This window comes from Brevundimonas sp. (assembly GCF_029945885.1).
Taxonomy (GTDB): domain Bacteria; phylum Pseudomonadota; class Alphaproteobacteria; order Caulobacterales; family Caulobacteraceae; genus Brevundimonas.
Window position 1 is genome coordinate 80,548 of record NZ_JAQSDK010000028.1, and the last position, 24,130, is coordinate 104,677.

A 24,130-nucleotide genomic window follows, 5' to 3' on the forward strand; every position below is an offset into this window, starting at 1 on the left:
ACCATTCCCGGGCAAGGTCTGCCCTGCCCCGGAGAGCCTGCCATGACCCGATCGATCACCCGCCTTGTCACCCTGTCCGCCGTCCTCGCCGGATCCTTGCTGCTGCAGGGCTGTCTGGTCGGGGCGGTCGTGGGCGGCACCGCCGCCGTGGTCGGCGGCACGGCCAAGGCGGCCGGATCGGTGGTCGGGGCCGGCTTCGACGCCGTCACCACCTCGGACGAGGAAACCCGGGCCAAACGCGAACGCGATGAGCGCAACTATGAGCGCGAACAGCGCCGCTGCGAACAGCGCCGGGCTGCGGGCCGCCGCTGCTAGACCCCTACAGCGTCAGCGTACAGCGCTCATGGATGGTCGGGCGGGCAACGGTGATGCGACTCAGGCCCGGCCAGTCCGACTTCAGCTGGTTGGCGAACCACAGGCACAGGTTCTCGAGACTGGGCAGTTCAAGTCCCGCCTTCTCGTTCAGCATGCCGTGATCCAGTTCCCCGGCCGCGGCCTTCAGCGCCCGGTCCAGCGCGCCCAGATCGGCGACCCAGCCGTGCTCGGCGTCCAGCGTCGCCGAACGCACCGTCGCCTCGACCGTGAAGGAGTGGCCGTGGACGCGGCGATAGATGCTGCCCTCGGGCTCATTGGGGAAGTGGTGGGCGGCGTCGAACGTCGCCTGTTTGGTGATCTCGAACATCGTCATGTCTAGCGGACGCCAATGTATTTGTGGGTCTGGACGCTGAGGCGCCATTGGGGGTGGGTCAGGCAGTAGTCGAGGGCGGCGGTGGTATTGGCGGCCTGGTCGGGACCGTCCATCGGCTGCAGCCAGAAGCGTTCGAACGCCAGATGTTCGAACCGGTCGGGCATGGCCGTGGGCTGGGGGAAGACCAGTTTCAGCTCCTGGCCCGTGGTCTGGACCACCGGGGCCTCGGCCTTGGGGCTGACGCAGACCCAGTCGATCCCGGCCGGGGCCTCCAGGGTGCCGTTGGTCTCGACCGCGATGTCGAAACCACGTGCGTGCAGGGCGTCGATCAGGGCCGCGTCCAGCTGCAGCAGCGGCTCGCCCCCGGTGCAGACCACCAGTTTCGGATCGCCCTCGCGTCCCCGCCAGAAGGAGGCGACATGGTCGGCCATGGCCTCGGCCGTGCGGAATTTGCCGCCGCCGTCCCCGTCGGTGCCGACGAATTCGGTGTCGCAGAAGCTGCAGACGGCGCTGGCCCGGTCGCGTTCCAGACCGCTCCAAAGGTTGCAGCCGGCGAAACGCAGGAAGACGGCCGGACGCCCGGCCTGGCCGCCCTCGCCCTGCACCGTCAGGAAGGTCTCCTTCACCGCATAGGTCATCCGGCGACCCACTGCTGATAGCCGGCGGCGCGCAGCTCGCAGGCCGGGCAGGTGCCACAGCCATAACCCCACGGATGGCGCTGCGTGCGGTCGCCCAGATAGCAGCTGTGGCTGTCCTCAAGGATCAGGTCGACCAGCGGTTGGCCGCCGATGCGCGCGGCCAGGGCCCAGGTCTCGGCCTTGGTCAGGGCCATCAGCGGGGTCTCGATCACCACCGGCCGGTCCAGACCGAGACTCAGGGCCGTGGCCATGGCGTCGATGGTGGCGCGGCGGCAGTCGGGATAGCCCGAGAAATCCGTCTCGCACATGCCGCCGACCAGCACCGCCAGCCCGCGCCGGTCGGCCAGGGCCGCGGCACAGGTCAGGAACACCAGATTGCGCCCGGGGACGAAGGTGGTCGGCAGGCCGCGCGCGTCCATCTCGATGGCCCGGTCTGTGGTCAGGGCGCTCTCGGCGATCCGACCGTAGCCGGTCAGGTCGACCACATGGTCCGGTCCCATCCGCCCGGCCCACTGCGGCAGGGCCCGGGACATCGACTCGCGCACCACCAGACGGGCCTGCATCTCGACCGCATGGCGCTGGCCATAGTCGAAACCGACGGTCTCGACGCGCTTATAGCGCTCCAGCGCCCAGGCCAGGCAGGTAGCGCTGTCCTGCCCGCCCGAGAACAGGACGAGGGCGGAAGCGGCGGTATTGGCGTGGAATTCGCTCATGACGACCCTGCGGTCGGCCGTCGGCCGCGCGCATGCAAAAAGGGATGGGACTGTGAAGATCGGGCGGCCTTCTACACCAGCCGGTCGCCGGGTGCAAAAGGCCGGGATCGTGCCGCCAATCGGGAAACCGGTTTCCGTCCGCAGTTAACCGTTCCGAAAATGGTTCGCAGCTACGGTCTCTAGGTTGCATTGGAGTAACGGCGCGTATGCCGACGATCGAAACCCTGACCCGGCACACCGAACCGGTGAGCCCGGACACACCGGGAAGCGTGATTTTTGCGCGCTTTCAGCAGGAGCCCGACACCCTGGGCATCGCTGTGGTCAAGGACGGCCGACCCATCGGCCTGGTCGAACGCGACGCCTTCCTGCTGAAATTCGCCGCACCTCTGGGTCATGCCCAATATGCTGATCGCCCTGTCACCGCGGCGATGGACACCGAACCGGCCGTGGTCGAGGCGGGGGTGCGCATCGATACCTTCTCCGCAACCCTGCTGACCGGCGGGCCCGCCGCGCTGATGCGCAGCTTCATCGTCACCCGGGACGGGATCTACCAGGGCGTGGGCACGGCGGTGTCCCTGCTCCAGGCCAACAACGGCCGGCAGCGCGCGCAGATCGGCACCCTGACGGAAGAGGTGCGCACCCTCAAGGATTCGACTGTCCAGGGTCTGGCCTCGGCCAGGACCCTCAGCCAATTCATGTCCGTATTGAACCGGGAGCTGCGCACGCCGATGAACGGCGTCCTCGCCGTGGCCGAACTGCTGCGACGACTGCCCCTGCCGTTGGCGGCGCGGTCCCACGTCACCACCATCGTCGAATCCTCCGACACCCTGCTGCAGGTCCTGCAGGACGCGGTCGACGTCGCGCGCGCCGAAGCCGGCGAGCTGGAGCTGAGCCTGGAGCCCACGCCGCTCCGCGCCCTGATGGATGGAATCCAGGACGACTGGGCCCCGCGCGCCGCTGAAGACCACATCACCCTGATGGCCAGCTATGAGGGTGACACCGAACTCGGGGCCCTGATCGATGCGCCCCGCCTGAGACAGGTGCTGGACAACCTGATCAGCAATGCTCTCAAATTCACGCGCAACGGCGTTGTCGAGACCAGTCTGAAGGCCATCGCCCAGGGCGATCGCGTCCGGCTGGAGGCGCGGGTCCGCGACGACGGCCCGGGGATAGACCCCACCCTTGTCGACTCCCTGTTCGAACCCTTCGTCCATGGATCCGGGTTGAACGGTGCAGGTCTCGGCCTGACCATCAGCAACCGTATCGTCAGTGCGATGGGTGGCAGCCTCACGGCCGAAAACAACGCCGGCCGCGGCGCGACCTTCGCCTTCCAGCTGGACGTTCAGCGCACCGAGATCGAGACCGGAACCGACAGCAATGTCACCGGGCTGTCGAATTTCGCCTTCGAACGGACGCCGCACATCCTGATCGTCGACGACAATGCCACCAACCGCGTGGTGGCCCAGGCCCTGTGCGAGATGTTCGGCTGCACCTCCGAAACCGTCGAGGACGGGCTCGAGGCCTTGCAGGCCGTTCAGGAACGCGCGTTCGACCTGGTCCTGATGGACATCAAGATGCCCCGGATGGACGGCGTCCAGGCCACCTGCGCCATCCGCGCCCTGACCGGCCCCGCTGCGGACATTCCGATCGTCGCCCTGACCGCCAATGCCGACCCGGACGATGCCAAGACCTATCTGTCGATCGGCATGTGCGACGTGGTCGAGAAGCCGATCAAGCCCGAACGCCTGCGTCGGGCGATCAATGGCGCGCTGAATGCGGAAACCGGTGCCACCGACGATGTCCTGGCCGCGGACCGCTCGGTGGCCTGACCGTCCCGCCATCGCTGCGGACGGACAAGCGGCTCGACGGCACGGGGCGTGACACTTATTCAGGACCCGGGCAGACGCCGCCCGGCTGCACAAGATACCCATGACGGACCCCTTCATCACCGACCTCCTGCCCCAGCTGGCCGGAGGAGCTGCCCACACCCATGCGCTCGGTTTCGCCTTCGAGGGGCTGGACGGCGATCGCGTCCGTATCCGCGCCCCCTATCGTGCCGACCTGGTGGGTGATCCCGAGACCGGCGTCCTCGCCGGCGGCCTGGTCACCACCCTGCTCGATCACGTCGGCGGGCTGGCAGTCTGGGTCGCGCTCGGCGGCTTCAAACCCATCGCCACCCTTGACCTCAGGGTCGACTATATGCGTGCGGCCGAGGCCGGGCGGGACCTGATCGCCGAGGCCCGCTGCTTTCAGCTGACCCGGTCGATCGCCTTTGTCAGGGCCTGGGCGTTCGAGGACAGTCCCGACAGTCCGGTCGCCGCCTCCCAGGCGGCCTATGTGATCGAATCCACGGGCGGACGCCCGGTCGGGGCCAATCTCCGGACCCCGAAGGGGACGGCATGACCGACCTGCTGGATACCCTCCCCTATGCCCGCTTCCTCGGCCTGCAGAGCCGGTTGAGCGGCGATGATCTGGTTGTGGTCATGCCGTTCGCCGAACGGCTGGTCGGCAACCCGATGCTGCCGGCGCTGCACGGCGGATCCACCGCCGCCCTGCTGGAAATGACCGCCGTCGCCCAGGTAGCGCTGAGCTACCCCCGCCTGCGCCTGCCGCGCCCCATCAATGTCACCGTCGCCTATCTGCGGTCCGGCCGCCCGTTCGACGTCCACGCCCGGGCCCGGATCAACAAGGCCGGACGCCGCGTCGCCCACGTCCTGGCCGAGGCCTGGCAGGGAGACGAGTCCCAGCCGATCGCCAGCCTGACCGCCCACTTCCTCCTCGATGAGGAAGACAACCTCTAGGTGGTAGACGTGGCGCGTTAAGATTGTTTTCCTTCGCTGGCACACGCCAACGGAGAAAACACCATGTCCCGGCAGTCCATCGGCGAGACCCTGAGCCATCAGCTCCACAAGTCTGAAGCCGCCATCGACACCGCCCTGTCCGAAACCGCCGGCCTGGCGGTCCTGTTGCCGCGCGCCCGGGTCGAAGCCGGGCTGGCGGCCGTCACCGGCCAGGGAGCGTTCGACGGAACGGCGGCCGCACTGACCGCCCTGACCGAGGCTCGCGCCCATCTGATCCGCACCCACGTCACCCTTGCCGCCCTGGCCCGGCGACTGGGCCTGCAGGCCCTGGCCTTCGGCCCGGTCGACAAGCCGGACGACCGCCCGCCCGTCGGCGGGAATGTCCTGTCCCTGGCGGATACGGCCGGCGGCCCAAATCCTAACAAAATCCTACCAAGGCAACCGCGAGTATGTTAAGAAACTGTTTACCAGTAATTTCATTGTGAGGGGCTTTTCGTGAATAGAGATCAAGTCATCGCCAGCGTTGCCGGCGAACTTCATGCGACCGAGGCCGCCCTGGACTCCGCCATCGTCCAGGCCGCGACGCTCGTCCAGTCGATGATCGGTGCCCGTACCGAACTGTCGTTGTCCCCGGTTACCGCTGCCGCTTCCCAGGCCAAGGCCATGGAAACCATCGCCGCGCTCAGCGCCGCCCGTGAGGCCATCGTCGCCTGCCACGCCGAGCTCCAGAAGGATCATCGCCGTATGGGCTGGGGCACCTATGCCTTCGGCATTCTCGACAAGCCGCCGGAAACCCAGCCTGCACCGCCGGCGACCAACAATGTTGCCCCGGCCCCGACGCATCTTCGCGCGGTCTGAATTCGACGTAATGTTATCGACCGGCCATTCCGGTCTGTATCGATTCGATGCATTGTCGCCCCCATGTCCATTGGCATGGGGGCGATTTGATGCCTGAGACAATTTTCGGTCAAATCGGCGCGGTGTTTATGATCGCCGGTTGCGCCTTCGCCCTGCTGAAGGGCGATGAGCCTGAACGGATCGCCGGCGGACTCTTTTCCATCGCCTGGTTTGCCTCGCTCCTGATTCAGGGCGACGGCGATCTCTACAATGTCCAGTGGGGCATCTTCTATCTCGACCTGACCATGCTCACCGTTCTGGTAGCGCTGACCTGGAAATCGCGGCGGGCGTGGCCGGTCTGGGCCTGCGCCTTCCAGCTGCTGGCTGTGACGGGGCACATCATGAACATGACGGACATGCGCCCCCCGATCGCGGCCTTTTATGCGGCGATCAATCTGTCAGGGCTCGGCGTCATCGCCAGCCTCGCCGTCGGCACCTTCTGGGCCTGGCAGGACCGCCGGGCCGCCGGCCTGGAATAGGTGGATATTCCTAGAATCCGGCGCTAGACTCGACCCGGTCCGCCTACCGGGCCGTCGGGTCGCCTGCCATGTCCCTGTCCCATTCCCAGATCTGGTCGGCGATCGACAGCCTCGCGCGCCGCGAGGGGCTGAGTGCCTCGGCCCTGGCACGCCGGGCCGGACTGGACGCGACCGCCTTCAACCCCTCGAAACGGTTCGGTCCCGGAGACCCGCCGCGGCCGCGCTGGCCATCGACCGAAAGCCTGACCCGGATTCTCGGGGTCACCGGCCTGTCGCTGGGGGCCTTTGCCGCCCTGGCCGGGGATGCCGCACCTGCCCGAACCACCGTACCGCTTCTGGGGCTGGCCCAGGCGGGTCAGGACGGCTTCTTTGACGACGCCGGACTGCCGACCGGCGACGGCTGGGACCAGACCGAGCTGCCGCAATCGCGTGACAGCCTGCTGGGGCTGCGTATCACCGGCGATTCGATGGTGCCCCTGTATCGCGAGGGCGACCGCATCATCGTCGACCGCGAGGCCGGCGACGTGCGCAAGGGCGACCGGGTCGTGGTCCGCACCACCGGCGGCGAGACCCTGGCCAAGGTGCTGACGGGGATCAGCGCCGCCAGCATCACGCTGGACTCGATCAACCCCGCCTACCCACCCCGCGCCCTGCCCCGCCGCGACATCGTCTGGATGGGGCGCATCCTCTGGGTCAGTCAGTAGGTTCGGCCGCGGTCACAGGGCTCCGCCCTGTCGACCCGACGCGGTGTTTTTTAGTGGGCCGCGGTCACAGGGCTCCGCCCTGTCGACCCGACGCGGTCTGGCGGCTTCGCCGCGCGCTCAAGCAGCGAGCCGCCGCATGGCGAGCGTTAGCGCTCAAAAAAGTGCTCAAGCAGCGAGCGACCGCGTTGCGAGCGCTAGCGCCCACAAAGAAGAGGCCGCCCCCTGCGGAGCGGCCCCTCTCGGTGTTCAGCGGGTAGACCTAGTTCGGAGCCACATAGTGGGCGCTGACCCAGCCGCCGCCGGCGATCTGGACCCATTCGCCCTGCGAGCCGATGGCGGTGAAGGGCTGGCCGGCCGAGAGGCTGCCGCGCTGGCGGTACTGGGTGCCCGGACCCGAGCGGATGCGCAGGTTGGACGTGGCGCGATAGTCGCCGCCGCTGGCCTCGCCGGCGACGCGGGCGCGTTGCTGGTTGCAGCCGATATAGGAGCCTGCGGCAGCCCCGGCCCCGGCCCCGACGACGGTGCCGAGGGTACGCTCGTTCTTGGCCACGGCATTACCGGCGAAACCGCCGATGACGGCCCCGATCAGGGCTCCGGCCTGCTGGCGGCCGCCGGGGGCGTCGCAGCTGGTGATACCGTTCGACTGGGCCTGGGCGGCCATGGGAGCGGCGGCGATGAGGGCCGCCACGGCGGCGGCGGTCATCGTGAATTTGGTCAGGTTCGACATGGGCACTCCAATCATCGAAAGAGATCGATGCCGAAGTAATGCGCCGTCCCGGACAAAGGCTCCCGTCCCGGGAGTCGTTGTTTTCAGTTCATCTTCGTGAATGGCTCAGGCCGCCAGTTCACCCGCCGCCCCGGCCTCGATCAGGGCGATGGTCTGGGGCAGGCCGTAGATGGCGGCGAACGAGCCGAAGCGCGGCCCCTGGCTTGCGCCCAGCAGCACTTCGTACAGCGCCCCGAACCAGCCGCGCAGCGGTTCGAAGGCGTGGTCCTTGCCCACGGCATAGACCTCGGCCTGGATCAGTTCGCCGTCAGTGGTGTCGGCCGGCAGGGCCTTCAGCCGCGCCGCCAGGTCCGTCAGCGCCGCCTTTTCCTGGTCGTTGGGCCGCCGATAGGATTTCGCCGGCTTCACGAGATCCTCGTAGTAGTTCAGCGCATGGCCCATCAACCGGTCCAGCAGCGGCTCGGACTGCGGCGTGGCCTCGGGCAGGTAGTTGGCGAAATAGGCCCAGAGCTGGTCCCTGGACGAGGCATTGGCGACCCCGACCAGATTGAGCAGCAGCCCGAACGACACCGGCGAGGTGTGGGTCGGTGGCGTGCCCGAATGGATCGACCAGACGGCGTTGTCGATCTGCTTGGCCGGCTCCTGGGTCTTCCAGGCCTCGATCGCCGCCAGATAGTCGTCGATGGCCCGCGGGATCACGTTGAAATGCAGGCTCTTGGCCGATTTCGGCGACTGGAACATGTACCAGCTCAGGCTCTCCGGCGTGCCGTAGCGCAGCCATTCGTCCATGGTCAGGCCATTGCCCTTGGACTTGGAGATCTTCTTGCCTTCGACGTCGAGGAACAATTCATAGTTGAAGCCCTCGGGCGGGACCCCGCCGATGGCGCGGCACACCTTGGAGCTTTCGCGCACGCTCTCGATCAGATCCTTGCCCGACATCTCGTAGTCGATGTCCAGAGCGGTCCAGCGCATGGCCCAGTCGGGCTTCCACTGCAGTTTCACATGACCGGCGGTGACGGGCACCTCTGTGCGGCCACCGGCGGGGTCGTCAAAGGTGATGGTGCCCCGCTCGAGATTCCGATCGAGGGTCGGCACCTGCAGCACATGGCCGGTGATCGGACTGACCGGCAGGAAGGGCGAATAGGTCGCGCGCCGCTCCTCGCCCAGGGTCGGCAGCATGATGGCCTGGACCGCATCGAACCGCGCCAGCACCGTCAGCAGGGTCTGGTCGAACCGGCCCGAGCGGTAGCATTCGGTCGAAGAAAAGAACTCATACTCAAAGCCGAAGCCGTCGAGGAAGGCGCGCAGCCGGGCGTTGTTGTGGGCCCCGAAGCTGTCATGCGTCCCGAACGGATCCCGCACCACGGTCAGCGGCTTGTGCAGATCCTCGGTCAGAATTTCGGGATGGGGCACACCCTCGGGCACCTTGCGCAGACCATCCATGTCATCGCTGAAGGCGATCAGCCGCGTCGGCCAGTGGTCGCCGGTCAGGGCACGGAAGGCGTTGCGCACCATGGTCGTGCGCGCCACCTCGCCGAAGGTCCCCATATGCGGCAGGCCCGAGGGGCCATAGCCGGTCTCGAGGATCACCGGACGGCGCAGAGCCTCGAACGTCGCCAGCGCCTCATCGGCCTTGCCGTGGCCGATCAGGGTCGCGGCCAGATCGCGTTCGGCGTCCGACAGCCGCTTCTTCAGCACATGGGCCAGCAGGTTGCGGGCCTGTTCAAACGGCCAGGACTTGGCCTCACGGGCGAGGGTTTCGAGGTTCTGCAGCATAAGCGTGGGTTTGGCGCGGATGGGGGAGCGGGTCAACGCCTCCAGCCGGCAGAGGCTCAGTCCGCGCCAGTCATGGCCCCTGCACCGACCGTCTCACGCCAGCCGCTGCCGCCCCACTGGGTGACCTTGGTCAGCAGTTCGATCATGTCGACCGGCTTGGCGATCAGGTCATCCATCCCGGCGTCGAAATAGCCGCGGATCTGTTCGTCCAGGGTGTTGGCGGTCAGGGCGATGATCGGCGTGGCCGCGACCTGCCCGTCGAGGGCCCGGATCCGCCGCGCCGCCTCAACCCCGTCCATCACCGGCATCTGGATATCCATCAGGATCAGGTCCCAGTCGCTCGCCGCCGCCGCGTCCACGCCCCGGGCCCCGTCATCGGCGGTCTCGCAGGCGATGCCCTGGGTGGCCAGCATGGCCCGGACCAGGGTGCGATTGCTCGCATTGTCATCGACGTACAGTACGCGAAGGGCGGGGGACTCCGTCTCCGGCTCCATCGCGGACACGGCGTTGGTTTCGGTCGCGGGTGACTCCTCCGGCCGCCCCCCAGGCTCTGTCGCCTCGGCATCCGGCCGGGCAATCATGCGGTTGACCACCGTCAGCAGATCCTGACCGGCCTCGTGAATGCGGCGGGCCTGATCGGTCCGGCTGGCCGCCAGCCCCGCCTCGACCAGCAGGCCGGAGAAGCCGATCACGGCATTCAACGGGGTCCGCAATTCGTGCGACATATCGGTCAGGAAACGCTGTCGGGCGTCAGACATGGCCGCCTTCTGCTCGGCCGCGCTACGGGCCATCTCGGCCTCGACCCGCGCGGTGACATTCTGCTCGTTCAGCAGCACCCCTGCGGCCCCGGTGACCGGATCGATCACCGGTCGGGCGTCCATATGGTGCCAGCGGTGCCCGTCGCTGGCCACGACCGGATAGATGCCCGCCATACTCTGGCCCGCGACGGCGGCGGTGAACATTGCCTCGCCCTCGGTCGGATCGGCGAAACGCGCCGCGAACGCGACGTCATCGGACCCGTAGCTCGCAAAGACCGCCGGATTGGCGAACAGCCGCCCGCCGTCACGATCAAACAGGGTGATGATCGCCGAGGTATGACGCAGGGCCTCGACCGCGCGGCGCTCACCCGCGTCAACCTCGGTCGGTGAGGCCTCGAACAGCAGGACCTCGCGGCCATCGTCCATGGAGAAGGCGGAAATCGAAGCCTGGACGGTAAACGGCTGTCCGTTCGGATAGAAGGTCCAGCGCTCGCTGACCTCACCGCCGTCAGCCGTCAGGGCCACCAGCCGGTCGGTGCGCACCTTGACCGCCGGCGACAGCACGGAAAAGTCCCGGGCCAGTAGCTCGTCCAGCGTCTCCGCCCCCCACAGGACCAGCGCCGCGGGATTGGCATAGACCCCGCGCGAGGTTTGGGGATCATACAGCCACACGGGCCGCCGCAGGCGGTCCCAGGTCTGGGCGATAAGGGGCACCGGAGAAGCGGACATCCGGCAATCCTAGCGGGCTATCCCTGAACCGGGATTTAACCGGGTCACGACGCGCGCAGGGCATTTCAGAATCGTCCAGCTTGACCCGGCTGCGGCCGCATGTGCCTAACCCCCGCCTTATGAAGACCGCCGATTTCGACTTTGACCTGCCGGACGATCACATCGCCCTGCGCCCGGCCGAGCCGCGCGATTCCGCGCGCCTGCTGGTGGTGCGCGACGGTGTCCTCGAGGACCGGATCATTCGCGACCTGCCGGACTTCCTGCGCCCCGGCGACGCCCTGGTGTTCAATGATACACGGGTGATCCCGGCCCGGCTGTCGGGCGTGCGCCAACGCATCGGGGCCGGGGGCGAGACCCTGACGGTGGCCGTCGAGGCCACCCTGCACCACCGCGACGCCCCGAACGTCTGGTCGGCCTTTATGAAACCCGGCAAGCGGCTGAAGGCGGGCGACCGGATCCGGTTCGGCCGCCTGCAGGATGCGGCCTGCGATCTGGGCCGCCTCGACGCCACCGTCGCGCACAAGGACGAGGACGGTCTGATCACCCTGCGCTTCGATCTCGCCGGGCCGATGCTGGACGAGGCGATCCGTGACGTCGGGGTCATGCCCCTGCCCCCCTATATCGCGGCCAAACGGCCCGAGGATGATCGCGACCTCAGCGACTACCAGACCCTGTTCGCCAAATGGGACGGCTCGGTCGCCGCCCCGACCGCCGGCCTGCATTTCACCCCGGCCTTGATGGAAGCGATCCGGGCAAAGGGCGTCTCGACCCACGCCGTGACCCTGCACGTCGGGGCCGGCACCTTCCTGCCGGTCAAGGCCGACGACACCGCCGACCACAAGATGCATTCTGAATGGGGCGAGGTGTCCGCCGAAACCGCCGCGGCCCTGAACGCCACCCGCGCCGCCGGGGGGCGGATCGTCTGCGTCGGCACCACCAGCCTGCGCCTGCTGGAAAGCGCCGCGACCCCGGACCGGGTCATCCACCCCTTCCATGGCGACACGGCCATCTTCATCACCCCCGGCTACGACTTCCGCGCCGCCGACGTGTTGATGACCAATTTCCACCTGCCGAAATCGACCCTGTTCATGCTGGTCAGCGCCTTCGCCGGGCTGGACACGATGCGGGCCGCCTATGCCCATGCCGTGGCCGACGGCTATCGCTTCTACTCCTATGGCGACGGCAGCCTGTTGTTCCGGAGCATAGGATGACCGACCACCTGCCCGGGCCGCTGCTCGCCACCCTGGATATCGTCGTCTCGGCTGCCGCCTGCCTGCAGGATCCGTGGTGGGTGTTTGGCGGCACCGCGATGGCCCTGGCCGGTCTGGAAGACCTGCATATTCCCGACGTCGATATCCTGGCCAGCCCGCGCGACGCCCGCGCCCTGGTCAAGGGCCTGCACGGTCATCTGTCAGAGGATCCCGGCGAAGGCCGGTTCCGCTCGCAGGTCTTCGGCCAGATTCTGACGACCCCAGTGCCGGTGGATGTGATGGCGAACATGGATGTGCGCGACGGCGGTGACTGGACCGCCGTCACCTTCCAGACCCGCGTCCCCGTCGACGTGGACGGCGCGACCGTGTTCATTCCCGCCGTGTCCGAGCAGATCGCCACCTGCCGCCTGTTCGGCCGGCCCAAGGACCTGGAGCGGGCTGCCCGCCTTGAGACGTTGATCCACTGATGCCCTTTCCCTTCGACATCACCGCTACCGAAGGCCGCGCCCGCACCGGGGTGCTGAAGACCGCGCGCGGCGACGTCCGCACCCCGGCCTTCATGCCGGTCGGCACCGCTGCCACCGTCAAGGCCATGACCGTCGACCAGGTGGCCCAGACCGGGGCCGACATCCTGCTGGGCAACACCTATCACCTGATGCTGCGCCCCGGGGCGGAGCGGATGCAGCGACTGGGTGGGCTGCACAAATTCATGGGCTGGACCAAACCCATCCTGACCGACAGCGGCGGGTTCCAGGTCATGTCGCTGGCGGGCATCTCCAAGGTGAAGGAGGAGGCGGTGACCTTCTCCAGCCATATCGACGGCTCCAAACACGTGCTGACGCCGGAACGGTCGATCCAGATCCAGGCCGACTGTATCGGGGCCGACATCTCGATGCAGCTGGACCAGTGCGTGGCCTGGCCGGCAGAGGAACCGGCCGCCCGTGCCGCGATGGAACTTTCGGTGCGCTGGGGCGCGCGGTCCAAGGCCGCCTTCGGCACCCGCGAGACCCAGGCCCTGTTCGGCATCCAGCAGGGCTCGACCTTCGAAAACCTGCGCCGGGAATCGTCCGAGCGGCTGCAGGAAATCGGTTTCGACGGCTATGCGCTCGGCGGGCTGGCCGTCGGCGAGGGCCACCAGGCCATGTGCGAGGTGCTGGACTATGCGCCCGAAATGCTGCCCGCCGACCGGCCCCGTTATCTGATGGGCGTCGGCAAGCCCGTCGATCTGGTCGAGGCGGTCTGGCGCGGGGTCGACATGTTCGACTGCGTCCTGCCGACCCGGGCCGGACGTCACGGCCAGGCCTGGACCTGGGACGGGCCGCTGAACCTCAAGGGGGCGCGCTTCGCCGAGGACCAGGACCCGCTGGACCCGGACAGCGCCTGCCCGGCCTCCAGCGCCTATTCAAAGGCCTATCTGCACCATCTGGTGCGGACCGACGAGATTCTGGGCAAGATCCTGATCAGCTGGCACAATATCGCCTTCTACCAGACGCTGACGGCGGCGATGCGCGAGGCCATCGCCCACGGCCGGTTCGAGACCTTCCGGCGCGACTTCCACGCCCGCCACACCTCGAACTAGCGGCGCGCGGTCCGCGCGGGCTCGAACCAGCTGGGGGCCGCCGGCGGGGCACAGTTGCGCTGCATACCCATCCCCTTGAGGAAGGCCCGGCGCATCCGCCCGGCCTGAAGCGCCGCCTGGACGTCGCGCTCATGCCGGGCCGCGCCGCTGAGACGCCGGATCCAGTTGCTGCCCGGGATGAAGTCGGTCGTGGTGTCGCGCACGACACCCAGGGCCGCCTGGGCTGTCGCATCCGCAGCCCGTTCGCTCATATAGCGACCGTCCGCGGGAGGCGGCTCATCCATATCCGGCCCGAGCGCGTCATCCAGCCGAACGACTTCCGCCCCGATGGTCGCGCAGCGGCCCATGTTGCGCATGTCGTAGGGATTGGCCTGGGCCTGCAGCAGCACCGTCGGAATGACCTCGGGACGCAGGTTGAGAATGTCCATCGGGGCCGTGGCCGCCTGGCCGAAGCCCGCGCCGAACTGTTCAGCGCCATCCATGGCCGAATGCCCGGCGTTGCAGCCCGCGACGGCGAAACAGGACAGGGTGATGATGAAAACTGGCGTACGCATTCTTGTCTTACAGCACGGCCAGATGGCGATCGGAAGGCCGTTCACCGGGATGTTGCGCAAGCCGCAGACGTCATGCTTGTCTTGGAGGAACACGATTCCCGCTACCCGCATGCCGGGTGCGCTGAGCCCACGGTGTGACACCATGCTGAAAGCCCTGCTTCAACGCCTGCGCTGCAAGCACGAATACAGATACAGCCGCAGCAGGCCCGGAAGCCTGGTCTGCAAGAAATGCGATGCCCGCAAGGCCAACCCCTGAGGCGGGGCGGCCAGACCGGCGACGCGAATATAAAGAGGGGATGGTACGCCCCCCCGGGCTCGAACCGGGGACCCTCTGATTAAAAGTCAGATGCTCTAACCAACTGAGCTAGGGGCGCACACTGGATTCGCGCTTTGCGAACCACCAGACGGCGGCTTTTGTTGCATCCGCGCGGTCGGGTCAAGACCATGGACGCATCCAAATGCTCGACCATCCGGTTTTTGCCGCCTAGTCAGGACCCATGAAACCCCTTTCCGGCCTGCGTATCATCGAATTTGACGGCCTCGGCCCAGTGACCTTCGCCGGTATGATGCTGGCCGACCTGGGGGCCGATGTATTGCGGTTGACGCGCAGTGCGGCGGCCGGAACCGGCGCGTTCAGCGAGGTCGGCGGCGAGATCCTGCACCGCGGCCGGTCGGCGGTGAGCGTCAATCTGAAGGATCCGGCCGACCATGTCCGGGTCATGGACCTGATCGGGGCGGCCGACGCGGTGATCGAGGGGTTTCGCCCGGGGGTGATGGAACGGCTGGGCCTGGGACCCGACGACTGCGCCGCGGCCAATCCCCGCCTCGTCTATGGCCGGATCACCGGCTGGGGCCAGACCGGGCCGATGGCGCAACAGGTCGGTCATGACCTCAATTACATCGCCCTCACGGGGGCCCTGCACGCAACCGGCGAGCCCGATCGACCGCCACGGCCACCGCTGAACCTGGTCGGGGACTATGGCGGCGGGGCCATGCTGGTCGTGGTCGGGGTGCTCGCCGCCCTGCTGGAAGCGAAGGCCACCGGCCGCGGCCGGGTGGTCGACGCCGCCATGACCGACGGCTCGGCCCTGCTGATGAGCCTGTTCTATGCCCTGCAGGCGCGAGGCCTCTGGAGCGACACGCGCGGAGGCAATCTGCTGGACGGCGGGGCCCCCTTCTATCGTTGCTACACCTGCGCCGACGGACGATTCGTCGCCGTCGGCGCGCTGGAGCCCCAGTTCTATGCGGCCCTGATCGCCGGACTGGGCCTGACGGCGGATGAAGCCCCCCAGTACGACATGGCCGGTTGGCCAGAGCTGCATGCCCGGTTCGAATCCCTGTTCGCCACCCGCGACCGCGACGACTGGGCCGCCCGCTTCGCCGGCACCGACGCCTGCGTCACCCCGGTCCTCAGCCTCGCCGAAGCCCCCGGCCATCCGCACAATATGGCCCGCGGCACCCTTGCCGGCACCCCGGTCCAGCCCGGGCCCGCACCCCGGTTCGATGGCGGCATCATCGCCCCGACCGGGCGGCCGGACGATCTGTCCCTGGACGGAGCCGTGGCCGCCTGGAGACGACCCGGCTAGGCGACCGCTGCCGCCTCGGGCCGCGCCGACCGGTCGTCGACACAGGCGTCAAGCAGGGCCGCCGCCAGGGCCGTCGGATCGATCGGCTTGGTCAGGAACACATTGACCCCGGCCGCCTCCCAGGCCTCACGATGCGTGCCCAGGGCATTGGCCGTCAGGGCGATGACCGGCGTATCGCGGTTGACCCCCTCCTGACGCAGCCGGAGACTGGCCTCGATTCCGTCCATCACCGGCATCTGCATGTCCATCAGGATGGCGTCGAAGCGTTCGATCGCCGCCGCCTCAACCGCCAGGGCCCCGTTCTCGACCAGGGTCAGACGGCAACCGTGCGGCTCCAGCAGCAGGGTCAGGATCTGACGGTTCACGGCATGGTCCTCGGCTGCGAGGATCGATCGTCCGGCCAGCGACCCCACCTCGGACACAAACGGGGCCGCCACCGGCTCAGACCGTTCCATCGTCTCGACCGGCAGGACCAGGGTGAAGGTCGTCCCCTCTCCCTCGACACTGTCGACGGCAAGCGTGCCGCCCATCAGTTCGGCCAGACGCCGGCTAATGGCCAGGCCGAGCCCCGTGCCGCCGAAACGGCGCGTTGTGCCGACGTCGGCCTGTTCAAAACTGTTGAACACCTCGACAAGACGATCGGCAGGGATGCCGCAACCACTGTCGCGGACGGCGACACTCAGCTGCTGTCCGGCCTCATCCCAGCCAGCCGAAACCCGGATTTCACCTTCGGCGGTAAATTTGACGGCATTGGACATCAGGTTGAACAGGATCTGCTGAAACCGCAGCGGGTCGGTGCGCAGACAGTCCGGCACCTCCCGGGCGACGGTGATCTTCAGGCCAACGCCGCTGGCCCGCGCCCGGGGTTCCCACAGGCGTTTCAGCGAGGCCAGCCGCTCGCGCACGTCCATTTCAGCGGCTTCCATCTGCATCTTGCCGGCCTCGATCTTCGAGAAGTCCAGCACGTCGTTGAGCAGGCCCATCAGCACATCGCCGGCATCGGTCAGCATCGAGACATGGGTCTTCTGCGGCCCACTCAGTCGGGTGCGACCCAGCAGGTTCCCGGCCGAGATCACCGCATTCATCGGCGTGCGGATCTCGTGGCTGACCACCGCCAGAAAGTCGGATTTCGCGGCGCTGGCGATCTCGGCCTTTCGCCGCTGCTCATCGGCCTCGCGTTTGGCTTCGCGCAGCACCCGGTTGGTCATGGAGCTCTGGCGCACGGCCACGACCAGATGCGCCATATAGAGCAGCCCCCCGACCGGAACGAGCAGGTCAATCCAGCTTTGACTCTGCAGAGCCCCGATCAGGGGCAGGCCCAGAAAATAGGCGGCGTGGGGTGTGACGGCGCAAAACAGAATCCCGCGATCATGGTGCATGTGCAGGCTGACGTGCAGCAGCCCGCCGGTACACTGGACCATGGCGAAGATCCGCCCGACCTCACCGCCGTTGAACCAGAGGTAGGCGGTAATTCCGGCATAGACGATGACCGACACCATCGTGACGCCGCAGCACAATACCCGATAGGCCGTGCTCACGGCCATGTCCGGAGTCAGCCGGAGCGGGCGGAAGATCGCCGCATCCAGATACTGGGTGGCGACCACGGCCAGAAACCACCACAGGGGCCAGGCCGAAGGGGCCATGATCCAGGCGGCCACGCCGATGAAAGCCGCCAGTCCAATTCGGGACTTCAGCTCCCTGAAACGGACCTGGGCAACGGTGGCGCACGCAGACATCGCTATTCAAATCTCCCAGCGGCTTCACCAAACCAGCAATTGGCGAAGGATTGGTTGCCGGTCGGGATGACCGCTGCCACGATCCCGGCTATGGAACGCCGCTGGCTGGCTTTGCGTTGAGCTTCTGAGCCTGGGGAGACATCTGATGAAGCGTTTGATTCTGGCGGCCGTATTCGGAGCCGCCGCGGTCGTGAGCGGCTGCGACAGCCGCGGATCGGTCAATGACTACGACGAGGCCGCCCAGCCGGCAGAAGACGCACCGGTCGCGCCGATGACCGAGGAAATTCCGCTGCCGGATCCGACTCCGGCCGTGACGGACACCCCGCCCGTGGATTCCTCGACCGTTCCCCCGGAAAAACGCACCTCTGCCGAAACCGTCCGGCCCGAGAGCGAAACCCTGTTTTACTGACCCGAAGTCTCCGGACTCGCCACAGGAGCGCCACAGGCTGATGCGATGGCGAAACCCAACCCGGCGCTCCGGCTTCCTCCCGGTCTCCGACTGACGTTGCCGAAGGTTCGAGTTTGACGCCCAGGCCCATCTTACTGCTCACCGGGCTGGCGCTCTGGTTGACCTGGACGGTCGCTGCGGTGGCCGAGCCCCGGGCCCAGATCCGGGGCGATCTGGACGGGGCCCTGCGCGAGCAGCTGGAACGCGCCATCGGCGACGTCGACGGTGCCCCCGACAGCCGGTTCGAGGCGCGTCGTCGCGCCCGCAGCGCCGTCGAGTCTGCCGACGCCCTGCTCCGCTCCGAAGGCTATTATCAGTCCTCGATCCAGGATGTGGTCGAGGGGGACGAGACCCCCGTGGCCATCGTCGATATCCAGCCTGGCCAACGCTTTCGACTGACCGAGCCCACGATATTGTGGGCTGCCCCCGTCCCCGATCCGGAAACCAGCGCGGCCGTAACCGGCGAAGTCGGGTTGACCGCCGGCGAACCCGGCCGTGCGGTGGATGTGATCGCCGCCGAAGGCCGGATCATCGCCGGTCTGACGCGCCGGGGCTATGCTGACGCCCGGACCGAGCCGCGCCGGGTCGTCGTCGACCACGCGACCTTCACGGTCGAACCCAATTTCAACATCCTGGCCGGCCGACTGGTGCAACTGGACGGCGTCCGGCTGGAAACCCGCGGCCCGACCAACCCGGCCTGGGTCGCCGGTCTCGCGCCCTGGAGTCCGGGCGACCGCTATGATCCGGACAAGGTGGCGGAACTGGAACGCCGACTGCTCGAAACCGGTGTCTATGACGGCGTGGGTGTCGCCCTGTCGCCGCAGGAACAGGTCACCGACAACGGCCTGCGGCCGATCATCGTCACCCTCACCGACCGTCCGCGCCGGATTCTGGAAGCGGGGGCCAGTTTCTCGACCGCCGAGGGCTCGGGCGTCGACGTCATCTGGACCCACTACAACCGGTTCGGGCGCGCCGACACCCTGCGGTATCAGGCCCGGCTGGCCAATATCAACAGCCGGATCGGCGCTGACCTCAGCCTGCCCCACTGGCGGCGTCCCGGCCGGACCCTGACCCTGTCGGCCGCGGTGGTCAACGAGGACACCGACGCCTATCGCCGGACCGCCATCAGCCTCGCCGCCGACCTCCGCCAGCGGCTGGGCCGGACCTCATGGATCAGCTACGGCCTGGGTGTCGACGCCGGCAACTATGATGAGAATCGCTTCGATCCACTGTCGTCGCTGCCGCTCAATTTCAACCGCGACCTGGTGATCCTGACCGGTCGCGGCAATGCCTATATCGACCGTTCAAACGACCCGCTGGACCCGACGAAGGGCTGGCGCATGACCATATCGGCCCAGCCGACGCTCGTGGGCGGCGAGGAGACGGCAGCCTTCCTGAGAGCCGAGGGACAGGTCACCGGCTATCTGCCGCTTCAGGGCAGTGCCAGGACCGTGCTGGCCGGGCGCCTGCGGCTGGGCTCCATCCTTGGCGGCAGCGAGCTGTCGGTGCCGTCCGACCGGCTGTTCTATGCCGGCGGCGGCGGCTCGGTGCGGGGCTTCACCTATCAGGGCGTCAATCCCCGGCTCCCGGATGACACACCGCGCGGCGGCGTCTCCCTGTTCGAGACCGCGATCGAGCTGCGTCAGGACATCGGCCACGGCTTCGGCATGGTCGCCTTCCTGGACGCCGGGTCGGTCGGCTTCCAGCCGACTCCCGATTTCGCCAATCTGCGCTACGGCGCAGGCTTCGGCGTTCGCTACAAATTACCGTTCGGGCCCATCCGCGCCGATATCGCCATCCCGCTCGACAAACGCGACGGTGACGCCGACTTCCAGGTCTATGTCAGCATCGGCCAGGCGTTTTGACCGACTCCCCCGCCCCCGAAACGGACCCGGCCACGGTGCCGGATACCCCGGCTGAAACGGCCCGGAAAAAGCGCACGCGCCTGCAGGCCTTCGCCTTCTTCGGCGGCATCGCCACGGCGATCGTGCTCGCCCTGCTCGTGGTGGGTCTCGTCGGCGGCCGTATGTACCTGCTGTCGGATTCCGGACGGACCCTGGTCACCACCTTCGCCTCGGGCCAGAAGATCGGCCGGTTCGGCCGGCTGAACGTCGAGGGAGTCCGGGGCGACCTGTTCGACGACTTCACCATTGATCGCGTCACGGTCACGGACGCCAAGGGTGTCTGGCTCGAAGCCCGCAAGGTCCATGTCGACTGGTCCTACTGGGCCCTGGTCGGCCGCCGCTTTCATGCGACCACGGTCACCGCCGACGTCATCCGCCTGATCCGCCGCCCCGAGGTGGAACCGTCGCTGGAGCCGCCGGGTCCGGCTCCGCTGGCCATCGACATCGATTCCTTCAGCGCCGACGTCGAACTGCTGGAAGACTTCAGCAAGGAGTACGGGCGCTGGAAACTGACCGGTGAGGCCGACATCCCGCGCACCGGGACCAAGACGGCCACCATCAGCGCCCTGAGCAACAGTCGCGAGGGCGACTTCCTGCGCCTGACCGCTGCCTTCGGCGGCAAGATCGAGGATATGCGGGTCAATCTGCGGGCCAGCGAGGCTCGGGGCGGCCCCATCGCCGGGGCCCTCGGCTATTCGCCGGACCAGCCCTTTTCAGCCACCGCTGTCGTCAACGGCGAGGTCGTCGACGCCCTGGTGCGGACCGGCGACTTCACCCCCCTGATCGTCAAGGGACGCTACGGCAAGGACGGGGCCCGGATCGGCGGCTTCATCGACTTCTCCGGCTCGGACCTGCTGCGCCCCTTCATCAGCCGGGTCGGCCGCAAGGCGCGGTTCGGTTTCGCGACTGTGCCCGACGCCCGCCGTGACGGCTACCAGGGCATCGCCTGGCGTCTGCGCGCCGACAATATCAACTCCCGCGCCCGCGGGATGATCCGTCTGGCCGACCGCAGTGCGCCCGACGGTATCCAGGTCGAGGTCTCGACCCCGTCACTAAGCCGCATGCTGGACCGCCCCCTGGCGGAGGCCGCGACCTGGACCGGTGTGTTCAAGGGCGAGGCCTCGGTCTGGACGCTGGACGGGGCCGCCACCCTGGCCGCAACCAACCTGCTCAGCTACCGGGCCGACCGCATCGCCGGCCCTCTGGACATTCAGGCCCGCAACGGTCGCTACACCGTCGATACAGTCCTGACCGCCAGCGGCGGATCGTCCGCGGGCGTGGTCGGGGCCCTGCTCGGTGCGACGCCGCGGGTTCAGTTGAAGGCAACCCGATCGATCGACGGTGCCATCCTGCTCGACCAGGTCGAGGCCAAGGGGCAGGCGCTGGACATCACCGGCTCCGGCGGTCGCAATCTGGGCGGTGCCCTCAGCTTCCGGGGCCGGGCCGCCATTACCGATCTCGCGCGTCTGCGCCCGGAGGCTCGCGGTGCTCTCAGCGGCACGGTCACGGCTGTCGCCAACCGCCCGAATGCCCCTTGGAACCTGAGCTTCGACGGCCGGGGCCAGCGGCTGACGACCGGCGTGGCGGAGCTGGATCGCCTGCTTGGCGCGACGCCCCGACTGCAGCTGGACGGGGCCCTGACGGCCGGCCGGGTCGAGATCGAGTCGGGACGGCTGACCGGGGCCGCCGGCAAGGCGACCACCAGGGGATTGATCGAGGGCGACGGTCGCCTGCGCCTGGCCCTGGACTGGACCGCGGAAGGCCCGTTCGGCGTCGGCCCGGTCGAGGTCGGCGGCACCATGACCGGTGACGGGGCCCTGACCGGTACCCTGGCCAATCCCCGCGCCGACCTGCGCGCCCATTTCGACACTGTCGCCGCGGGTCCGCTGAACCTGACCGCGGCCGATCTGGTCCTCAGCTTCCGGCGCGGTGACGACGCCTCCGACGGGCGGATCGCCATGACCGCCGGTTCGAAATACGGACCGGCCACCGCCTCGGGCAATTTCTTCCTCGGCGGCAACCGGATTCGCCTGACCGACGTCGATCTGAACGCCGGCGGCCTGGCGGCCCGGGGCGCGATCGGCCTGTCCAGCCGCGTGCCGTCCAGCGCCGACCTGACCTTTACCGCCCGTCCCGGGGCCTTCCTCGCGACCGGCACCGCCGACGGCCGGATCCGCCTGACCGAGGATACCGGCGAGGCGTCGTCCAGCGCCGCCATCGTCAATGTCCGGGGTCGAAACGTCCGGCTGTCCGGCTCCGCCTATGTGCTGCGTACCTTCGACCTGAACGGCACCGGCACCCTGGCCAGCCTGCCCTTCACCCTGTCGGCCGATGTCGGCGGGACCATCCCGGTCCAGTTCAACGGCGCGGGCACCTATTCACGCCAGGCCCAGGCCCAGACCGTGGTGCTGCGCGGCGGCGGCCGGGTGCGTGACATCGCCTTCAGCACCCGCAACCCGGCCGTGGTCGCCCTGTCCGGCGACGGCCGGCTGATCCGTCTGGATGTCGGCGTCGGCGGCGGCGTGCTGCTGGGCGAGCTGCGCCAGGACTCCAATGCCGCCATCCTCCAGGCCGATCTGACCAGTGTCGAACTGGGCTCCCTGGCCCCGGACATGCGCGGTCGGGTTACCGGTCGCGTCGCCTTGCGGGGATCGGGCGATGATCTGTCCGGTTCAGCCAATGTCACACTGCAGGATGTCCGCAGCATCGACGCGCCGCGCGGACTGGCCATCGACGGCACCCTCAACGCCCTGCTGGTCGACAACAGCCTCAGCATCAAGGCCAATGTCCAGGATGAGGGCGCGGTCGCCGCCGTTGTCGACCTGACCCTGCCTGTCGTGGCCTCGGCCGCACCGCTGCGGCTGGCCGTGGCCCGCACCCGGCCGATGTCCGGCACGGTCTCGATCCAGGGCCAGATCCAGCCGATCTGGGACCTGTTCCTCGGCGGCGAACGCTCGCTGGCCGGTCAGGTCAATGCCAACGCCACCCTGGCCGGCAGCCTGAACGAGCCGCGGCTGAACGGTCGCCTCGACCTCAGGGAAGGGACCTTCCGCGACACCACCACCGGTGTGCGTCTCGCCGACATGACCCTGGCCAGCCGCTTCGACGACACCACAGCCCTGATCGAGGCCTTCAGCGCCGGCGACGGCGCAGGCGGCACCGTCACCGGCGAGGGCCGTATCGGCCTGCGTCAGGGCTCGGATTCCAACTTCGAACTGGCCCTCGACAATTTCCGCATCATCGACAACGACATCGCCAGGGCCCGGGCCACCGGCCCGCTGACGGTGGTGCGCGCCACCGACGGCGACATCCAGCTGACTGGCCGGATGGACATCGACGAGGCCCGGATCGAGGCCAATGTGCCGGGCTCGAACGGTATCGTCCGCATGGATGTCGTCGAGATCAACCGGCCCGGGGGCGATCCCGTGGTCGACGATCAGGCCCGGGCCCGCGGCCTCCAGATCGGCCTCGACGTCGTCCTGCGCTCGCGCGGCGGCAATACCGTCGTCGTCGGCCGCGGCCTGAACGTGGCCATGAGCGTCGATGCCCGGGTCACCGGCTCGATCGCGCGACCGATCCTGACCGGCAATGCCGCTGTGATCCGCGGTGACTATGAATTCGCCGGCAAGCGGTTCGTCTTCGACGATCAGGGGACGGTCAGCCTGTCGACCGATCCGGCCCGTATCCGGCTGAACCTGTCGGCCGTGCGCGACGATCCGGCCCTGACCGCCACGATCCGGGTCACCGGTACGGCGGAGTCGCCGAAGATCGCCCTGACCTCGACCCCGTCCCTGCCCCAGGACGAGATCCTGTCCCAGGTCCTGTTCGGGCGTTCGGCCTCCCAGCTGTCGCCGTTCGAGGCGGCCCAGCTGGCCTCGGGCGTGGCCTCACTGGCCGGGGGCGGAGGCTTTGACGTGATCGGCAACCTGCGCGAACTCGCCGGCCTGGACCGGCTGTCGTTCGGCGGCGAGGCCTCGGCCCTGACCGTCGCCGGCGGGCGCTACATCACCGATGACGTCTATCTCGAGATCATCGGCGGCGGCGAAGGCGGAGCGGCCGTCAATGTCGAGTGGCAGGTGCGCCGCAACCTGGCGGTCAGCTCCAAATTCGGCGGACAGGGCGACGCCAGCCTGTCCATTCGCTGGCGTCGCCAATCGCGGGTTCCGGGCACCACCGGCAATGAGCGACGTCCCAACCGCTAA

23 protein-coding genes and 1 tRNA gene are annotated in these 24,130 nt (G+C 68.1%); 15 read left to right on the forward strand and 9 right to left on the reverse strand.

Translation table 11 applies throughout. The annotated features are described in order from the left end of the window. Positions 1-42 precede the first annotated feature (42 nt). The gene (locus tag PSV00_RS11070) at positions 43-315 is read left to right on the forward strand and encodes a hypothetical protein (RefSeq protein ID WP_300447100.1); all 273 of its coding nucleotides are present in this window, start codon (positions 43-45) and stop codon (positions 313-315) included. A gap of 4 nt (positions 316-319) precedes the next feature. Here PSV00_RS11070 and PSV00_RS11075 read toward each other — a convergent pair whose 3' ends face one another. The 3 genes from PSV00_RS11075 to queC are packed head-to-tail and all read right to left on the reverse strand — an operon-like array spanning position 320 to position 2,039. Then, complete coding sequence (locus PSV00_RS11075; RefSeq protein ID WP_300447101.1) at positions 320-682, reverse strand: 6-carboxytetrahydropterin synthase; 363 nt, start codon at positions 680-682, stop codon at positions 320-322. An 8-nt stretch (positions 683-690) separates the two neighbouring features. Then, complete coding sequence (gene queE, locus PSV00_RS11080) at positions 691-1,326, reverse strand: 7-carboxy-7-deazaguanine synthase (protein WP_300447102.1); 636 nt, start codon at positions 1,324-1,326, stop codon at positions 691-693. Then, on the reverse strand, positions 1,323-2,039 hold the full coding sequence (gene queC, locus PSV00_RS11085) for a 7-cyano-7-deazaguanine synthase QueC (protein WP_300447103.1): 717 nt from the start codon (positions 2,037-2,039) through the stop codon (positions 1,323-1,325). Before queC ends, queE begins: the two co-directional genes overlap by 4 nt. Positions 2,040-2,245: 206 nt before the next feature. On the opposite strand from queC, the gene PSV00_RS11090 reads away from it, so the two are divergent. From PSV00_RS11090 to PSV00_RS11120, 7 genes are all read left to right on the forward strand, one after another. Continuing rightward, on the forward strand, positions 2,246-3,868 hold the full coding sequence (locus tag PSV00_RS11090; protein ID WP_300447104.1) for a response regulator: 1,623 nt from the start codon (positions 2,246-2,248) through the stop codon (positions 3,866-3,868). A gap of 100 nt (positions 3,869-3,968) precedes the next feature. After that, positions 3,969-4,442: a PaaI family thioesterase gene (locus PSV00_RS11095; protein WP_300447105.1), complete on the forward strand. Its 474-nt coding sequence runs from the start codon at positions 3,969-3,971 to the stop codon at positions 4,440-4,442. Continuing rightward, positions 4,439-4,840: a PaaI family thioesterase gene (locus PSV00_RS11100; RefSeq protein ID WP_300447106.1), complete on the forward strand. Its 402-nt coding sequence runs from the start codon at positions 4,439-4,441 to the stop codon at positions 4,838-4,840. Before PSV00_RS11095 ends, PSV00_RS11100 begins: the two co-directional genes overlap by 4 nt. Positions 4,841-4,903: 63 nt before the next feature. Next, positions 4,904-5,296, forward strand: coding sequence for a hypothetical protein (locus PSV00_RS11105; RefSeq protein WP_300447115.1), 393 nt, complete (start codon positions 4,904-4,906; stop codon positions 5,294-5,296). A 39-nt stretch (positions 5,297-5,335) separates the two neighbouring features. Next, on the forward strand, positions 5,336-5,698 hold the full coding sequence (locus tag PSV00_RS11110; protein ID WP_300447117.1) for a hypothetical protein: 363 nt from the start codon (positions 5,336-5,338) through the stop codon (positions 5,696-5,698). A gap of 89 nt (positions 5,699-5,787) precedes the next feature. Then, positions 5,788-6,216, forward strand: coding sequence for a hypothetical protein (locus PSV00_RS11115; protein WP_300447119.1), 429 nt, complete (start codon positions 5,788-5,790; stop codon positions 6,214-6,216). A gap of 68 nt (positions 6,217-6,284) precedes the next feature. Then, positions 6,285-6,920, forward strand: coding sequence for a helix-turn-helix transcriptional regulator (locus tag PSV00_RS11120; RefSeq protein WP_300447121.1), 636 nt, complete (start codon positions 6,285-6,287; stop codon positions 6,918-6,920). 259 nt (positions 6,921-7,179) lie between these two features. Here the strand turns inward: PSV00_RS11120 and PSV00_RS11125 are convergent, their stop codons facing one another. The 3 genes from PSV00_RS11125 to PSV00_RS11135 form a co-directional block, all read right to left on the reverse strand. Next, positions 7,180-7,647: an SH3 domain-containing protein gene (locus tag PSV00_RS11125; protein ID WP_300447122.1), complete on the reverse strand. Its 468-nt coding sequence runs from the start codon at positions 7,645-7,647 to the stop codon at positions 7,180-7,182. 105 nt (positions 7,648-7,752) lie between these two features. Continuing rightward, positions 7,753-9,423, reverse strand: a complete 1,671-nt coding sequence (locus PSV00_RS11130) for a lysine--tRNA ligase (protein ID WP_300447323.1) — start codon at positions 9,421-9,423, stop codon at positions 7,753-7,755. Positions 9,424-9,479: 56 nt separating this feature from the next. Beyond that, positions 9,480-10,910, reverse strand: coding sequence for a response regulator (locus tag PSV00_RS11135; RefSeq protein WP_300447124.1), 1,431 nt, complete (start codon positions 10,908-10,910; stop codon positions 9,480-9,482). A gap of 119 nt (positions 10,911-11,029) precedes the next feature. Between PSV00_RS11135 and queA the strand changes: the two genes are divergently transcribed. Genes queA through tgt form a run of 3 tightly spaced genes read left to right on the forward strand, consistent with a single transcriptional unit; the run spans position 11,030 to position 13,700 of the window. Then, positions 11,030-12,121 carry a tRNA preQ1(34) S-adenosylmethionine ribosyltransferase-isomerase QueA gene (gene queA / locus PSV00_RS11140; protein WP_300447126.1) on the forward strand — a complete coding sequence of 364 codons (1,092 nt, stop codon included), beginning with the start codon at positions 11,030-11,032 and terminating at the stop codon, positions 12,119-12,121. Then, positions 12,118-12,588, forward strand: coding sequence for a hypothetical protein (locus tag PSV00_RS11145; RefSeq protein WP_300447128.1), 471 nt, complete (start codon positions 12,118-12,120; stop codon positions 12,586-12,588). The genes queA and PSV00_RS11145 overlap by 4 nt, the downstream gene beginning before the upstream one ends. Further along, positions 12,585-13,700: a tRNA guanosine(34) transglycosylase Tgt gene (gene tgt, locus PSV00_RS11150; RefSeq protein WP_300447325.1), complete on the forward strand. Its 1,116-nt coding sequence runs from the start codon at positions 12,585-12,587 to the stop codon at positions 13,698-13,700. The genes PSV00_RS11145 and tgt overlap by 4 nt, the downstream gene beginning before the upstream one ends. Here tgt and PSV00_RS11155 read toward each other — a convergent pair. Then, a complete protein-coding gene (locus PSV00_RS11155) occupies positions 13,697-14,254 on the reverse strand; it encodes a hypothetical protein (protein WP_300447130.1) in 558 nt (185 codons plus the stop codon). The two genes, tgt and PSV00_RS11155, sit on opposite strands and share 4 nt — an antisense overlap. 297 nt (positions 14,255-14,551) lie before the next feature. Then, positions 14,552-14,628: transfer RNA gene (locus PSV00_RS11160), tRNA-Lys, on the reverse strand. Between the two features lie 123 nt (positions 14,629-14,751). Here PSV00_RS11160 and PSV00_RS11165 point away from each other — a divergent pair. After that, positions 14,752-15,840 (forward strand): CaiB/BaiF CoA-transferase family protein, encoded by a 1,089-nt coding sequence (locus tag PSV00_RS11165; protein WP_300447131.1) that lies wholly within the window; start codon positions 14,752-14,754, stop codon positions 15,838-15,840. Here the strand turns inward: PSV00_RS11165 and PSV00_RS11170 are convergent. Next, a complete protein-coding gene (locus PSV00_RS11170; RefSeq protein ID WP_300447132.1) occupies positions 15,837-17,576 on the reverse strand; it encodes an ATP-binding protein in 1,740 nt (579 codons plus the stop codon). The genes PSV00_RS11165 and PSV00_RS11170 overlap by 4 nt on opposite strands. A gap of 145 nt (positions 17,577-17,721) precedes the next feature. Here PSV00_RS11170 and PSV00_RS11175 point away from each other — a divergent pair, with 145 nt between their 5' ends. The 3 genes from PSV00_RS11175 (at position 17,722) to PSV00_RS11185 (ending at position 24,130) form a co-directional block, all read left to right on the forward strand. Continuing rightward, complete coding sequence (locus PSV00_RS11175; protein WP_300447133.1) at positions 17,722-17,985, forward strand: hypothetical protein; 264 nt, start codon at positions 17,722-17,724, stop codon at positions 17,983-17,985. Between the two features lie 113 nt (positions 17,986-18,098). Beyond that, the gene (locus PSV00_RS11180) at positions 18,099-19,889 is read left to right on the forward strand and encodes an autotransporter assembly complex family protein (protein ID WP_300447134.1); all 1,791 of its coding nucleotides are present in this window, start codon (positions 18,099-18,101) and stop codon (positions 19,887-19,889) included. Next, on the forward strand, positions 19,886-24,130 hold the full coding sequence (locus PSV00_RS11185; RefSeq protein WP_300447135.1) for a translocation/assembly module TamB domain-containing protein: 4,245 nt from the start codon (positions 19,886-19,888) through the stop codon (positions 24,128-24,130). The genes PSV00_RS11180 and PSV00_RS11185 overlap by 4 nt, the downstream gene beginning before the upstream one ends.

What these genes read in the sequence shown, in the direction of transcription:
- queA (WP_300447126.1), top strand. Translation starts at nt 11,030, where the DNA reads ATGAAGACCGCCGATTTCGACTTTGACCTGCCGGACGATCACATCGCC.
- PSV00_RS11155 (WP_300447130.1), bottom strand. Translation starts at nt 14,254, where the DNA reads ATGCGTACGCCAGTTTTCATCATCACCCTGTCCTGTTTCGCCGTCGCG.
- queE (WP_300447102.1), bottom strand. Translation starts at nt 1,326, where the DNA reads ATGACCTATGCGGTGAAGGAGACCTTCCTGACGGTGCAGGGCGAGGGC.
- queC (WP_300447103.1), bottom strand. Translation starts at nt 2,039, where the DNA reads ATGAGCGAATTCCACGCCAATACCGCCGCTTCCGCCCTCGTCCTGTTC.
- PSV00_RS11090 (WP_300447104.1), top strand. Translation starts at nt 2,246, where the DNA reads ATGCCGACGATCGAAACCCTGACCCGGCACACCGAACCGGTGAGCCCG.
- PSV00_RS11095 (WP_300447105.1), top strand. Translation starts at nt 3,969, where the DNA reads ATGACGGACCCCTTCATCACCGACCTCCTGCCCCAGCTGGCCGGAGGA.
- PSV00_RS11175 (WP_300447133.1), top strand. Translation starts at nt 17,722, where the DNA reads ATGAAGCGTTTGATTCTGGCGGCCGTATTCGGAGCCGCCGCGGTCGTG.
- PSV00_RS11115 (WP_300447119.1), top strand. Translation starts at nt 5,788, where the DNA reads ATGCCTGAGACAATTTTCGGTCAAATCGGCGCGGTGTTTATGATCGCC.
- PSV00_RS11105 (WP_300447115.1), top strand. Translation starts at nt 4,904, where the DNA reads ATGTCCCGGCAGTCCATCGGCGAGACCCTGAGCCATCAGCTCCACAAG.
- PSV00_RS11130 (WP_300447323.1), bottom strand. Translation starts at nt 9,423, where the DNA reads ATGCTGCAGAACCTCGAAACCCTCGCCCGTGAGGCCAAGTCCTGGCCG.
- PSV00_RS11135 (WP_300447124.1), bottom strand. Translation starts at nt 10,910, where the DNA reads ATGTCCGCTTCTCCGGTGCCCCTTATCGCCCAGACCTGGGACCGCCTG.
- PSV00_RS11075 (WP_300447101.1), bottom strand. Translation starts at nt 682, where the DNA reads ATGTTCGAGATCACCAAACAGGCGACGTTCGACGCCGCCCACCACTTC.
- PSV00_RS11125 (WP_300447122.1), bottom strand. Translation starts at nt 7,647, where the DNA reads ATGTCGAACCTGACCAAATTCACGATGACCGCCGCCGCCGTGGCGGCC.
- PSV00_RS11145 (WP_300447128.1), top strand. Translation starts at nt 12,118, where the DNA reads ATGACCGACCACCTGCCCGGGCCGCTGCTCGCCACCCTGGATATCGTC.
- PSV00_RS11070 (WP_300447100.1), top strand. Translation starts at nt 43, where the DNA reads ATGACCCGATCGATCACCCGCCTTGTCACCCTGTCCGCCGTCCTCGCC.
- PSV00_RS11100 (WP_300447106.1), top strand. Translation starts at nt 4,439, where the DNA reads ATGACCGACCTGCTGGATACCCTCCCCTATGCCCGCTTCCTCGGCCTG.
- PSV00_RS11170 (WP_300447132.1), bottom strand. Translation starts at nt 17,576, where the DNA reads ATGTCTGCGTGCGCCACCGTTGCCCAGGTCCGTTTCAGGGAGCTGAAG.
- PSV00_RS11165 (WP_300447131.1), top strand. Translation starts at nt 14,752, where the DNA reads ATGAAACCCCTTTCCGGCCTGCGTATCATCGAATTTGACGGCCTCGGC.
- PSV00_RS11120 (WP_300447121.1), top strand. Translation starts at nt 6,285, where the DNA reads ATGTCCCTGTCCCATTCCCAGATCTGGTCGGCGATCGACAGCCTCGCG.